Source organism: Streptomyces sp. NPDC016459 (assembly GCF_040632845.1).
GTDB lineage: Bacteria > Actinomycetota > Actinomycetes > Streptomycetales > Streptomycetaceae > Streptomyces.
In genome coordinates this window covers 346,669-359,126 of record NZ_JBEYCR010000001.1, presented here as the reverse complement: position 1 = coordinate 359,126, position 12,458 = coordinate 346,669, and the positions used below count along the sequence as shown (strand labels likewise).

Annotated in this window: 12 protein-coding genes; 7 read left to right on the top strand and 5 right to left on the bottom strand. The window is 72.9% G+C overall.

The window, feature by feature from the left end; translation table 11 throughout:
• Positions 1 to 966, bottom strand: coding sequence for a YihY/virulence factor BrkB family protein (locus ABZ567_RS01600; protein WP_360783250.1), 966 nt, complete (start codon positions 964 to 966; stop codon positions 1 to 3).
• 104 nt (positions 967 to 1,070) lie between these two features.
• Positions 1,071 to 2,309 (bottom strand): glycosyltransferase family 87 protein, encoded by a 1,239-nt coding sequence (locus ABZ567_RS01595; protein WP_360784984.1) that lies wholly within the window; start codon positions 2,307 to 2,309, stop codon positions 1,071 to 1,073.
• Positions 2,310 to 2,441: 132 nt separating this feature from the next.
• Between ABZ567_RS01595 and ABZ567_RS01590 the strand changes: the two genes are divergently transcribed.
• Positions 2,442 to 3,584 carry a glycosyltransferase family 4 protein gene (locus ABZ567_RS01590; protein ID WP_360783247.1) on the top strand — a complete coding sequence of 381 codons (1,143 nt, stop codon included), beginning with the start codon at positions 2,442 to 2,444 and terminating at the stop codon, positions 3,582 to 3,584.
• A gap of 68 nt (positions 3,585 to 3,652) precedes the next feature.
• On the opposite strand, the gene ABZ567_RS01585 is transcribed toward ABZ567_RS01590, so the two are convergent.
• The gene (locus ABZ567_RS01585; RefSeq protein ID WP_360783244.1) at positions 3,653 to 5,449 is read right to left on the bottom strand and encodes an AMP-dependent synthetase/ligase; all 1,797 of its coding nucleotides are present in this window, start codon (positions 5,447 to 5,449) and stop codon (positions 3,653 to 3,655) included.
• A 256-nt stretch (positions 5,450 to 5,705) separates the two neighbouring features.
• Between ABZ567_RS01585 and ABZ567_RS01580 the strand changes: the two genes are divergently transcribed.
• The 6 genes from ABZ567_RS01580 (at position 5,706) to ABZ567_RS01555 (ending at position 10,625) form a co-directional block, all read left to right on the top strand.
• Positions 5,706 to 6,473, top strand: a complete 768-nt coding sequence (locus ABZ567_RS01580; protein WP_360783241.1) for a metallophosphoesterase — start codon at positions 5,706 to 5,708, stop codon at positions 6,471 to 6,473.
• Positions 6,474 to 6,572: 99 nt separating this feature from the next.
• Positions 6,573 to 7,013: an SRPBCC family protein gene (locus ABZ567_RS01575; RefSeq protein WP_360783238.1), complete on the top strand. Its 441-nt coding sequence runs from the start codon at positions 6,573 to 6,575 to the stop codon at positions 7,011 to 7,013.
• A gap of 76 nt (positions 7,014 to 7,089) precedes the next feature.
• On the top strand, positions 7,090 to 8,283 hold the full coding sequence (locus tag ABZ567_RS01570; RefSeq protein ID WP_360783235.1) for an ArsA-related P-loop ATPase: 1,194 nt from the start codon (positions 7,090 to 7,092) through the stop codon (positions 8,281 to 8,283).
• Positions 8,284 to 8,326: 43 nt separating this feature from the next.
• On the top strand, positions 8,327 to 8,800 hold the full coding sequence (locus ABZ567_RS01565; protein WP_360783232.1) for a DUF5304 domain-containing protein: 474 nt from the start codon (positions 8,327 to 8,329) through the stop codon (positions 8,798 to 8,800).
• 66 nt (positions 8,801 to 8,866) lie between these two features.
• Positions 8,867 to 9,808: an ROK family glucokinase gene (locus ABZ567_RS01560; protein WP_360783230.1), complete on the top strand. Its 942-nt coding sequence runs from the start codon at positions 8,867 to 8,869 to the stop codon at positions 9,806 to 9,808.
• Between the two features lie 73 nt (positions 9,809 to 9,881).
• Complete coding sequence (locus tag ABZ567_RS01555; RefSeq protein WP_360783228.1) at positions 9,882 to 10,625, top strand: endonuclease/exonuclease/phosphatase family protein; 744 nt, start codon at positions 9,882 to 9,884, stop codon at positions 10,623 to 10,625.
• A gap of 65 nt (positions 10,626 to 10,690) precedes the next feature.
• On the opposite strand, the gene ABZ567_RS01550 is transcribed toward ABZ567_RS01555, so the two are convergent.
• Together ABZ567_RS01550 and ABZ567_RS01545 are read right to left on the bottom strand one after the other, a co-directional pair.
• Positions 10,691 to 11,512, bottom strand: a complete 822-nt coding sequence (locus ABZ567_RS01550; protein ID WP_360783226.1) for a hypothetical protein — start codon at positions 11,510 to 11,512, stop codon at positions 10,691 to 10,693.
• A complete protein-coding gene (locus tag ABZ567_RS01545) occupies positions 11,505 to 12,287 on the bottom strand; it encodes an alpha/beta fold hydrolase (protein ID WP_360783223.1) in 783 nt (260 codons plus the stop codon). The genes ABZ567_RS01550 and ABZ567_RS01545 overlap by 8 nt, the downstream gene beginning before the upstream one ends.
• Positions 12,288 to 12,458 lie beyond the last annotated feature (171 nt).

Here is a 12,458-nt window from a genome sequence, read left to right as displayed (position 1 = left end):
TCAGGTGCCCGGGCCGGGGTCCGGGTGGACGGGTTCCGTGATGCCCGCCCGCGCCGCCTCCAGCTGGGCGGCGAAGGCGATGCCGAGGAAGAGCGCGATGCCCGTCACGTTGGCCCACAACAGCAGGGCGACGAAGGCCGCGAGAGAGCCGTACACCGCACCGAACGACCCGCTGCCGCCGACGTAGAGGCCCAGGAGCCAGGTGGCGGCGACCCACAGCAGCAGATGGATCCCCGATCCGAACACCAGCCAGGTGTAACCGGGTTGGACCCGGCGGGGGGCCCAGCGGAAGATCACGGCGGAGGCGAGTGCCGCGAGCAGCACCCCGAAGGGGAGGTGGAGCGGCCGCCACCAGGTGAGCAGGGACGGCGGCCAGTGCAGTGCCCGCGTCACGGCCTCGCCGATCTCGGGGCCGGCCACGATGACGAGGAAGCCCGCCCCCAGCGGCAGGCCCGCGCTCACCGCGAGGAGGACGGCCCTGCCGTACTTGGCGAGGAACGGACGGTCCCGCTCGATGCCGTAGATGCGGTTGCAGCCCCGCTCGATCTGCCCCATGGCGGAGGCGAGGTTGAGGATCGCGAAGCCGAGGCCGAGCCACATGGCGATGGCCCCGGCCGTGTCCGCCCCGGCGCTGCGCCGGGTGTCGGCGAGCGCGTCGCCCACCAGGCCCGCGCTGGCGCCCGGAACGACGCCGGCCAGGGACAGCTCGATCGCCCGTCCCAGGCTCTCGGTGTGCATGGTCACCGTCACGCCGACCAGGGCGATGGTGAACGGGACGATGCCGAGCACCACCTGGTAGCCCAGTGACCGGGCGAAGCTGAAGCCGTCCGCGTACCGGAAGCGGGCGAAGGAGTCGACGAGCAGCGCGCGGCCGCCGTAGTGCCGCAGCGCCGTGAACGCCTCGTCGCCGGAGAGTTCCTCCCCGAGCATGTCCCGCGTCTGCGGAACGTGCACCACCGTGCCCATGTGTTCCTTCCCCCCAGGTGGCGTCGGTCGTGACGCGCGACGCCTGTCGTGTGCCCGGAACGGGCGGGCGCATACGCCGACGCGCACGGCGCGCCAGGTGTGCGTCAGAACGTGCCGGACAGAGCCTTCTCGCGCTCCGGCGCACCCGCCTGCGCGGGTACCGTCGCGGCCCCGGCGAGGCGCGGCTCCGTCACCGTCTGCTGCCACAGGATCCGGCAGGCGATGAGCGTGGCGGCGATGAGCAGCCCGTTCCGGGTGAAGAGCACCGCCATCCCCAGCGGGTCGCTCCGCGTCACATGCGAGAACCACACCGGGAACTCGAACTGCGTCACCGCCGTCGCCCACACGATCAGATGCACCGGGCGCTCCATCCGGCTCGCCCGGTAGGCGAGACACACCGCCGCCAGACCGACCAGCCACAGCATGTACTGCGGGGAGAGCACCCGGCTCGTCGCCGTGAACAGCAGCACCGCGACGAAGGCCGCGTCCGCCACCGTCGACGAGGTGAAGTGCCGCGCCTTGAACCGCCAGAGCAGCAACCAGCCGAAGGCGACGAAGGTGAGCACCATGGCGGCCGTCGACACCGTGGAGACGTACGGACCGAGGAACTCGATCGAGCCGTAGTTCATCCGCGCCTCACCGTCCCAGCCGAAGTGCCGGGCCACGTGGAAGACCATCGAACCCAGCGACTCGACCTCCGTGCCCCGGTCGCGCTGGAAGGAGAGGAAGGCCAGCGCCCCCGGCATCCACAGCACGCAGAGCAGCAGCACGGCCGCCGCCGCGCCCACCGCCGTCGGCCAGGCCCGGAAGGTCGCCCGGCCCTTGGGGGTGCCCGCGAGGAGCAGCACCGGCCACACCTTCAGGACCGCGCCGAACCCGGCGAGGGCGCCGAGGACGCGCGGACTCCGGCCGGCCGCGAGCAGCGCCGCCACCGCCACGGCGGTCACCATCACGTCGTACCGGGCGTACGCGGTCGGGCCGAGCAGCGCGACGCCGGCGATCCAGATCCAGGCGCCGCGCATCGAGCGGCCGGCCCGGCGGCCGGTGTGGACGAGCAGTCCGAAGACGAGCGCGTCACAGAGGAAGGCGAGGACGAAGAAGGCGGCCGAGTAGCCGAGGAACGGCAGCAGACCGGGGGCCAGGATCGCGAACGCGGCGGCCGGCGGGTACTGCCAGGTCACGTCGTCCAGCGGGTACGTGCCCGTCCGCAGGACCTCGTACCAGCCCTGGTAGATGTCCGCGACGTCGAACGTGATGTCCGGTCCGGGGATCACCACGATCTTGAAGACGCAGAGCAGCAGGACGACCCGGGTGAGACCCCAGAGTCCGAGCGGAAGCCGCAGATCCGCGCGTGACCGTGAACGATTCCCCACTGCGCCCGTCTTCACTGGTCTCGTCCTTGTCCTGTCGGCCCGCTCACGCGGGGGGAGTGGTGGTGCTGGGCGGTGGGTGCGCTCGCGGTACTGTCGGCCACGATGCACAAGACCCTGATCGTAACCAACGACTTCCCGCCGCGTCCCGGCGGAATCCAGGCCTTCCTGCACAACATGGCGCTCCGCCTGGACCCCGACCGGATCGTGGTCTACGCCTCCACGTGGAAGCGCGGCGGCGAGGGGATCGAGGCGACGGCCGCGTTCGACGCCGAACAGCCTTTCACGGTGGTACGCGATCGCACCACCATGCTGCTTCCGACCCCTCGCGTCACCGCCCGGGCCACCGCGCTCCTGCGCGAGCACGGCTGCGAGTCCGTGTGGTTCGGCGCCGCCGCCCCCCTCGGCCTGATGGCGCCCGCGCTGCGCCGGGCGGGCGCCCGGCGGCTCGTCGCCACCACCCACGGCCACGAGGCGGGCTGGGCCCAGCTGCCCGGCTCCCGGCAGTTGCTGCGGCGGATCGGCGAGGGTACGGACACGATCACCTACCTCGGCGAGTACACCCGCTCCCGGATCGCGGCCGCCCTCACGCCCGCCGCCGCCGGCCGCATGACGCAGCTCCCGCCCGGCGTCGACGAGAAGACCTTCCACCCCGGCTCCGGCGGCGCGGAGGTCCGCGCCCGCCTCGGGCTCAGCGACCGCCCCGTCGTGGTCTGCGTCTCCCGGCTCGTCCCGCGCAAGGGCCAGGACACCCTGATCCGGGCGATGCCGCGGATCCTCCGCGGGGTCCCGGACGCCGTCCTCCTGATCGTCGGCGGCGGCCCGTACGAGCAGGACCTGCGCCGCCTCGCCGCCGAGACCGGCGTGGCCGGATCCGTGCGCTTCACCGGCGCCGTCCCCTGGTCCGAGCTGCCCGCCCACTACGGAGCCGGCGACGTCTTCGCCATGCCCTGCCGCACCCGGCGCGGCGGCCTCGACGTCGAGGGCCTCGGCATCGTCTACCTGGAGGCCTCCGCCACCGGCCTCCCGGTCGTCGCGGGCGACTCCGGCGGCGCCCCCGACGCCGTTCTCGACGGCGAGACCGGCTGGGTCGTCCGCGGCGAATCCCCCGAGGACACCGCCGACCGCGTCACCACCCTCCTCCTCGACCCCGAACTCCGCGCCCGCATGGGCGAACGGGGCCGCGCCTGGGTCGAGGAGAAATGGCGCTGGGACCTCCTGGCCGAACGCCTGCGCGCCCTGCTCTGAGACGCCACGACGGAGGGGGCCCGGGGCGATGTCGCCCCGGGCCCCCTCCGTACGTCCGAGCCGTCGGCTCAGGCCGTGTAGATCGCCTCGATCTCGTGCGCGAAGTCCTTCGCCACCACGTTCCGCTTCAGTTTCAGGGACGGCGTGATGTGGCCCGCCTCCTCCGTGAACTGGGCCGGCAGGATACGGAACTTGCGGACCGACTCCGCCTTGGAGACCGCCGCGTTGCCGTCGTCGATCGCGCGCTGGACCTCCGCCACGAGCTCCACGTCGTCGCGCAGGGTGGCAGCCGTCGAGCCGGCCGGTTTGCCGTGCTCGGAGGCCCAGCGGCCGAGGAACTCCTCGTCGATCGTGACCAGCGCGCCCACGAACGGGCGCCCGTCGCCGACCACCATGCACTCCGCGACCAGCGCGTGCGCCCGGATCCGGTCCTCGATGACCGCGGGAGCGACGTTCTTGCCGCCCGCCGTGACCAGGATCTCCTTCTTCCGGCCGGTGATCGCCAGATAGCCGTCCTCGTCGAGGGTGCCGATGTCACCGGTGTGGAACCAGCCGTCCGCCAGCGCCTCGGCCGTCGCCGCCTCGTTGTTCCAGTACCGCGAGAAGACGTGCTCGCCGTGCAGCAGCACCTCGCCGTCGTCGGCGATCCGCACCACCGAACCCGGCAGCGGCTGCCCGACCGTACCGATCTTCTGCCGGTCCCAGGGGTTGAACGCCGTCGCCGCGCACGACTCCGTCAGGCCGTAGCCCTCCAGGACCGTGAAGCCGATGCCCCGGAAGAAGTGCCCGAGCCGCTCGCCGAGCGGCGCGCCGCCCGAGATCGCGTACTCCCCGCGCCCGCCCAGCACCGCCCGCAGCTTGGAGAAGACCAGCTTGTCGAAGACCTTGTGCTTCAGCTTCAGGCCGAAGGACGGACCCTGCGGGGTGCCGATCGCCCGGCTGTACGCGATCGCCGTGTGCGCGGCCTTGTCGAAGATCCTGCCCTTGCCGTCGGCCTGTGCCTTCGCCCGCGCCGAGTTGTAGACCTTCTCGAAGACCCGGGGCACGCCCAGGATCAGCGTCGGCCGGAACGAGGCCAGCTCGTCGGTGAGGTTCTTGATGTCCGGGACGCAGCCCAGCCGGATCGGCGCCATCACGGACGCGACCTCGACGAGCCGGCCGAAGACGTGCGCGGCGGGCAGGAACAGCAGCACCGAGCACTCACCGGTACGGAAGAGGGGCTTCAGCCGCTCCACCACGTTGCCGCACTCGGCGAAGAAGGCCCGGTGGGTCAGGACGCAGCCCTTGGGGCGGCCCGTGGTGCCCGAGGTGTAGACGATCGTCGCCGGGTCGTCCGCGTTCGCCGCCGACATGCGCTCGTCGAGCAGCTCGTCGGAGACGTCCGCGCCGGTCGCCGTGAGCCGCGCGACCGCGTCGTCCTCGATCTGCCACACGTCCTTGAGCTGCGGCAGGTGCTCCCGTACGGACTCCACCGAGGCCTCGTGCGCGGCGCTTTCGACCAGCACGAGCGTCGCGCCCGAGTCGCCGAGGATCCACTGGATCTGCTCCGGCGAGCTGGTCTCGTACACGGGTACGGTCACGCCGCCCGCGCTCCAGATCGCGAAGTCGAGGAGCACCCACTCGTAGCGCGTACGGGAGAGCAGCGCGACCCGGTCGCCCGGCTCGACACCGGCGGCGATCAGACCCTTGGCGGCCCCGCGGACCTCGGCCAGGAACTCCGTGGCGGTCACGTCGGTCCACGCCCCGGCGACCTTGCGGCCCATCACGGCGACGTCTGGGTGCTGGGAGGCGTTGCGGCGGATGAGATCCGTCAGGTTGCCGTCCGCGGGGACCTCGTACAGGGCCGGAAGGCTGAACTCGCGCAAGACTGCTGCTCCTCATCGGGCGCCGGCGCCACGGCTCTGTGTGATGCACCGGTGAAGTCCAAGAAATGGCGGGCGCTCAGTGGGGGTGAGCACGACTGGACTGCCCGGACGTTACCCATCAGTACATGGTTGCCGATAGGGGGTTCCGGCCAGATGTTCCGTGCATCACACATGTGTGGCGGTGCTCTGCGCACAGTAATCCACAGGTTTGCCGACTCGGAAGTAACCGCAGGTCGCACCCCCTAAGGTAGGGCGCATGCGAGTCCATGTGGTCAGTGACGTGCACGGAAACGCCGGAGACCTCGCCAGGGCGGGGGACGGCGCCGACGCCCTCATATGCCTGGGGGACCTGGTCCTCTTCCTCGACTACGCCGACCACAGCCGGGGGATCTTCCCCGAGCTCTTCGGCGTCGAGAACGCCGACCGGCTCGTGGAACTCCGCACCGCCCGCCGCTTCGACGAGGCCCGCGACCTGGGCCGCCGCCTCTGGGCCGCACTCGACGTCGACCGGGACACCGCGATCGAGACCGCGGTCCGCCGCCAGTACGCGCAACTCTTCGCCGCCTTCCCCACCCCCACGTACGCCACCTACGGAAACGTCGACATCCCCCGCCTCTGGCCCGACTTCGCCCGGCCCGGGACGACCGTCCTCGACGGCCAGCGGGTCGAGCTCGGCGGACTCGTGTTCGGCTTCGTCGGCGGCGGTCTGCGCACCCCCATGCGCACGCCGTACGAGATCTCCGACGAGGAGTACGCGGCGAAGGTCGAGGCCCTCGGCGACGTCGACGTCCTCTGCTCCCACATCCCGCCGGACGTCCCCGAGCTGACGTACGACACCGTCGCCCGCCGCTTCGAGCGCGGCAGCCGTGCCCTGCTCGACGCCATCCGGCGCACCCGGCCCCGCTACTCCCTCTTCGGCCACGTCCACCAGCCGCTGGCCCGGCGGATGCGGATCGCCTCGACCGAGTGCGTGAACGTCGGCCACTTCGCCTCCACGGGCAGGCCCTTCGCGCTGGAGTGGTGACGGGCGCGCGGTCACGGCGCGATAGCCTGCCGTCGGCACGTCCGTGCCCTGCGACTTCCTTCGATTTCCGCCGGACCGCACAGTGGAGGAGCCACCACGATGGCCGAACACACCAGCTCGAGCATCACCATCGAGGCGGCGCCGGCCGACGTCATGGGCGTGATCGCCGACTTCGCCCGCTACCCGGAGTGGACGGGCGAGGTGAAGGAGGCCGAGGTCCTGGAGACCGACGGCTCCGGCCGCGCGGAGAAGGTCCGGCTGCTCCTCGACGCCGGCGCCATCAAGGACGACCACACCCTCGCCTACACCTGGACCGGCGCCGACGAGGTCAGCTGGACCCTGGTCAAGTCCCAGATGCTCCGCTCCCTCGACGGCTCCTACCGGCTCGCCGCGCTCGGCGGCGACCGCACGGAGGTCACGTACCAGCTGACCGTCGACGTCAAGATCCCGATGCTCGGCATGATCAAGCGCAAGGCGGAGAAGGTCATCATCGACCGGGCGCTCGCGGGCCTGAAGAAGCGCGTGGAGTCGGGCTCGTAACGGGCCGGCCGGGCGGGCGGGCAGTCGCGTCGGGGGCCCGCGGAGGGCCCCGCCGGCGGCCGGTAACGTTCCCGGCATGCGGATCATCCTTGTCACCGGTCCCGGCGGCGCCGGCCGCACCACCGTCGCCGCCGCCACCGCCCTCGCGGAGGCACGGGCCGGCCGGCGGGTCCTGCTCGTCTCCGAGGACGCCGACCCGCTCCTGACCGGCGAGGTCCCCGACGCCCACGGCCCCGAGCCGGCCGCCGACGCCGTCCACCGCTCCGAGTTCCCCGGCGCGCTCCGCGTCCACCGCCCCGAGCCCGCCGCCGACTTCCGCCGTGAGTTCCTCGCCCTTCAGGCCCGCTCCGGCACCGCCCTCGACCTGCTCGGCGCCACGCCCTTCGAGGACGCCGAACTCACCGAGCTGCCCGGCAGCCGCCAGTTCGCCCTGCTCCGCTCCCTCCGCGACGCCGCCCAGGGCGACCACGAGCTCGCCGTCGTCGACCTGCCGCCCCTCCCCGAGGCCCTCGCCCTCCTCGCCCTGCCCGAGCAGCTCCGCCGCTATCTGCGCCGCCTCCTGCCCGCCGAACGCCAGGCCGCCCGCGCCCTGCGCCCGATGCTCGCCCAGCTCGCCGGGGTCCCCATGCCCGCTCAGTGGCTGTACGAGACCACCGCCCGCTGGGAGGCCGAGCTGGCCGCCGTCCAAGCCGTCGTCGAAGCCCCCACCACCAGCGTCCGGCTCGTCCTGGAACCCGGCCCCGCCGCCGCCCGCGCCCTGCGCACCGCCCGGCTCGGCCTCGCCGTCCAGCGCCTGGCCCTCGACGCCGTCGTCGCCAACCGGCTCCTGCCCGCCGACTCCGACGACCCCTGGCTCGCCGGGCTCGCCGCCCAGCAGCACCGGCACCTCGCGGAGCTCCGTACCGCCGCCGGAACCGTCGACGAGCTCCCCCACCTCGGCCGGAACCCGCGCGGGCCCGAGGACCTCGCGCTCCTCGCGCCCGCACGGCCCGCCGCCGCGCCCGCCCCCGTACCGCGCTGGACCGTCGAGGACCGGCGCGAGGAGGACGGCGTCCTCGTCTGGCACATCGCCCTCCCCGGGGCCGTCAAGGAGGAGCTGTCCCTCGTCCGCAGGGGTGACGAACTGCTCCTGACCGTCGGTGGCTTCCGCCGCAGCATGCCCCTGCCGGGCGCCCTGCGCCGCTGCACCGTCAGCGGTGCCGGGCTCGTCGAGGGCGACCTCAGGGTGCGCTTCACGCCGGACCCCGGCCTCTGGCCCCGTACTTCCTGAAGGGGCGTGTACCGTCGAAGTACCAGCCACTGAGGAGTACGCCATGAGCGATTCGGACGCCTGGGCCAAGGCGTGCGCCGAGGACCTGGAGGCGGAGAGGGCCCGCCGCAGGGACCGGCGCGGTGACGGGCCGGGTTCGCCCGCCGAGGAGTTCCGCAAGCTCTTCGAGGCCGTCGCCGACAAGGTCTCCGGCAGCCTCGGGAACCCGCTGCTCGGCGGCCAGGCCGCCGAGACCGTGCAGCAGCTCGTCCACCAGGCGAAAGCCGTCGTCGAGCCCGTCATCGAGCGCAACCCGCAGGTCTTCGACCACCTCGCGGCCGCCGGGAACGAACTGCTCGCCGCCTACCGCTCCGCCGTCGAGGGCCACGAGCGCCGCTGGACCCGCGACGAGGCGGTGTCCCCGGACGACCCGCGCGACCCCCGCAAGGACACGGGCGGCCCGCGCGACGACGCCCGCGAGGACGACCGCAAGGACGACGAAGGGCCGGGAACCGGCCAGCACATCGACCTCGACTGATCAGTAGGCCCGTCCCCCTCGGGTACGGTGGGCCGTAGCGGGGCTCGACCGAAAACTGAGGGACACATGGGACTCACCATCGGCGTCGACATCGGCGGCACGAAGATCGCGGCCGGCGTGGTCGACGAGGAGGGCAACATCCTCGACACGCACAAGGTGCCCACCCCGCCGACCCCCGAAGGCATCGTCGACGCGATCTGCGCGGCCGTCTCCGAGGCCGGCAAGGGGCACTCGATCGAGGCCGTCGGCATCGGCGCCGCGGGCTACGTCGACGACAAGCGCGCCACCGTCCTCTTCGCACCGAACATCGACTGGCGCCACGAGCCGCTCAAGGACAAGGTCGAACAGCGGGTCGGGCTGCCCGTCGTCGTCGAGAACGACGCCAACGCGGCCGCCTGGGGCGAGTACAGGTTCGGCGCCGGCCAGGGCCACGAGGACGTCATCTGCATCACCCTCGGCACCGGCCTCGGCGGCGGCATCATCATCGGCAACAAGCTGCGCCGCGGACGCTTCGGCGTGGCCGCCGAGTTCGGCCACATCCGGGTCGTCCCCGACGGTCTGCTGTGCGGTTGCGGCAGCCAGGGCTGCTGGGAGCAGTACGCCTCCGGGCGCGCCCTCGTCCGCTACGCCAGGCAGCGCGCCAACGCCACCCCGGAGCGCGCGGAGGTGCTGCTCGGCCTCGGCGACGGCACCCCCGAGGGCATCGAGGGCAAGCACGTCAGCCAGGCCGCCCGCGCCGGCGACCCGGTCGCCGTCGACTCCTTCCGTGAGCTGGCCCGCTGGGCCGGCGCCGGTCTCGCGGACCTGGCCTCGCTCTTCGACCCCTCGGCGTTCATCGTCGGCGGCGGCGTCTCGGACGAGGGCGACCTCGTCCTCGACCCGATCCGCAAGTCCTTCCGGCGCTGGCTGATCGGCGGCCAGTGGCGTCCGCACGCCCAGGTCCTCGCGGCCCAGCTCGGCAACAAGGCCGGCCTGGTCGGCGCCGCCGACCTGGCCCGGCAGGGCTGAGCCTCACCCCTTTGCGACAACCGCCCGTCGCGTCCTTGCGGACGCGACGGGCGGTTGTCGTACGTTACGGGGCATGGCGATCAGTGAGCTGCCCAACTCCCGGACCGAAGCGGACGGTTCGGCCGTCCTGCGGGTCCTCGGCTACAACATCCGCTCGATGCGCGACGACGAGGACGCCCTCGCCCGGGTGATCCGGGCCTGCGCCCCGGATGTCGTCCTCGTCCAGGAGGCCCCGCGCTTCTTCCGCTGGCGCAAGCATGCCGCCCGGCTCGCCGCCAAGAGCGGCCTCGTCGTCCTCAGTGGCGGCGCCACCGCGGCCGGCCCACTGCTGCTGTGCTCCCTGCGGGCCACCGTGGAACGCACCGAGGACGTGCTGCTGCCGCTCACGCCCGGTCTCCACCGGCGCGGTCTCGCGACCGCCGTCGTCCGCTTCGGCCGGGCACGCGTCGGTCTGGTCAGCTGCCACCTGAGCCTGCGGGAGGAGGAGCGGTACGCCCAGGCCGGGATGGTCCTGGACCGGGTCGCGGCCCTGGGGACCCCGTACGCGCTGGTCGCGGGGGACCTCAACGAACGACCCGACGGCCCCGCCTTCCGCCGGCTCACGAAGGAGCTCCAGGACGGCTGGGAGGTCAGCCCCTGGGGCGGCGAGAACACCTCGACCCCCGCCGACCCGCACCAGCGGATCGACGCGATCCTGGCCACCCCGGGCGTGGAGTTCCTCGGGTGCGGGGTGCCCGACGACCTCGACCCGGCGGACCTGCGGGCCGCCACCGATCACCTTCCGGTGCTTGCGGCGGTCCGCGTCCCCGCGTCGTAGCGTCACCGGGGCGTGACCTCCCCGCGGCGTGACATCCGTGCGTCGTACGTCGCCGTACGAGCGGCTCAGACGACCGCGCCCCGGCCCGGGTCGTCGAAGCCGTCGTCATCGTCGTCGTCGTGCTTCATGCGCCCCACCAGGGTGGCGAAGCCGCCCAGGAAGCCGCCGACGCACAGCGTGGTCAGCCACCAGGTCATGTCCCAGCGCAGCAGGACGGCCAGGAGCATCAGCACCGGGCCGCCGATCACGGCGAGCCAGGCGAACCTGGTCGTGGCGTCCGCGTCGGGCAGGGGGGGCGGCTCCGGCGGGACGAAGTGGTCCTCGTCGGAGCCGCCGGGCCCGTCGTCCGGCTCGGCGGGGGAGTAGTCCCGGGGGCCGGCGGGCCGCACCCCGGGCGCGAACACGACGGAACTCCCGAGGGCGGGCCGCGCGGACCCGTCCCCCGGCCCACCGCTCTCCGGCTCCGTGTCCCCGGGCTTCGTCCCCTCGGGCTTCCCGTCAGAGGGCTTCCCGTCAGAGGGCTTCCCGTCCGGGGGTTGCGAGTCCTCCGCCGGCCGGGACGTCTCGATCCTGAACTTCTCGGTCAGGGACTTCTCGACGGGGGACTTTCCAGGCGCGGAGTCACCCGGTCCGGTCGTGCCGCTCCCGGTCGCCCCGCCCCCGGACTCCTCCGGCGGGGCCTTCGGACCGCTCGGGCCGGGCCCGTCGGAAGTGTGCGTCCCCTCGCCCTCCGGTTCCGGCAGCGAAAGGGTCTCGACGGTCCGGAACGGCTTCGCCCCCGGTGGGTCCACGGGCTCCTCGCCGTACCCGGCGACGATCGCGGCCCAGGCCGCCGCCTCGTCGATGGGCTGCGGCTCCCGCTCGCCGCCGTCCTGCTGCTCAGCCACCGCTCCTGCTCCCCTCTCCGCCGACCAGACCCGGGGCGAGACGCTCGACGAAGGCCAGGCTCTCGTCGAAGATCTGCTCCGCGTCATGGTCCAACGTCGCCACGTGGTAGCTCTGTTCCAGCAGGACCTCCCGGACGTCCGTCGAGGAGATCCGGGAGAGGATCCGGGCCGAGTCGGCCGGGGGCACGACATGGTCCTGGGGGCTGTGCAGCAGCAGCACCGGCTGCGTGACCTGCGGAAGCTCCCCGTCCACGGTCCGGAAGAACTGCCGCAGCGAGTACGCGGCGTGCAGCGGCACCCGGTCGTACCCGATCTCGGTCACGCCCTCCTTGGCGATGTCGCTGGCGATCCCGTTCGTCGAGGAGACCAGGTGCCGCACGATCGGCAGCGCGTGCGCCGCCACCCCGTGCACCTTGTTGCCCGGGTTGACCAGGACGACGCCCTGCACGGCGTCCCCGTGCTGGGCGGCCAGCCGCAGCGCCAGCGCCCCGCCCATGGAGAGGCCGAAGACGAAGACGGTCCCGCACCGCCCCACGAGCTCGCTCAGCGCCCGGTCCACCTCCGCGTACCAGTCGTGCCAGGTGGTGAGCTGCATGTCGTGCCAGCGGGTGCCGTGGCCGGGCAGCAGCGGCAGCGACACCGTGAGTCCGCGCTCGGCGAGGTACTCGGCCCACGGGCGCAGTGACTGCGGGGAACCGGTGAATCCGTGACAGAGAAGGACGCCGACCTCTCCGCCCTCGTGGCGGTACGGCTCGGCTCCGGGAAGGACCGGCACCGGGGTCTCCTGTTCGGTTGCACTTCGGCGTCCTCGGGTGCGCCGGAGCGACGGAAATTGGGGAAGGACCTTCACGGTACGCGACCGGACCGACACCGACCAGGGCCGTAGCGGGGGCCGTACCCCGGTACGGGATAAAGTCGTCGCCACGGCACACGGAAGGCATGGCGA

What these genes read in the sequence shown, in the direction of transcription:
- ABZ567_RS01600 (WP_360783250.1), bottom strand. Translation starts at nt 966, where the DNA reads ATGGGCACGGTGGTGCACGTTCCGCAGACGCGGGACATGCTCGGGGAG.
- ABZ567_RS01590 (WP_360783247.1), top strand. Translation starts at nt 2,442, where the DNA reads ATGCACAAGACCCTGATCGTAACCAACGACTTCCCGCCGCGTCCCGGC.
- ABZ567_RS01580 (WP_360783241.1), top strand. Translation starts at nt 5,706, where the DNA reads ATGCGAGTCCATGTGGTCAGTGACGTGCACGGAAACGCCGGAGACCTC.
- ABZ567_RS01575 (WP_360783238.1), top strand. Translation starts at nt 6,573, where the DNA reads ATGGCCGAACACACCAGCTCGAGCATCACCATCGAGGCGGCGCCGGCC.
- ABZ567_RS01570 (WP_360783235.1), top strand. Translation starts at nt 7,090, where the DNA reads ATGCGGATCATCCTTGTCACCGGTCCCGGCGGCGCCGGCCGCACCACC.
- ABZ567_RS01565 (WP_360783232.1), top strand. Translation starts at nt 8,327, where the DNA reads ATGAGCGATTCGGACGCCTGGGCCAAGGCGTGCGCCGAGGACCTGGAG.
- ABZ567_RS01560 (WP_360783230.1), top strand. Translation starts at nt 8,867, where the DNA reads ATGGGACTCACCATCGGCGTCGACATCGGCGGCACGAAGATCGCGGCC.
- ABZ567_RS01555 (WP_360783228.1), top strand. Translation starts at nt 9,882, where the DNA reads ATGGCGATCAGTGAGCTGCCCAACTCCCGGACCGAAGCGGACGGTTCG.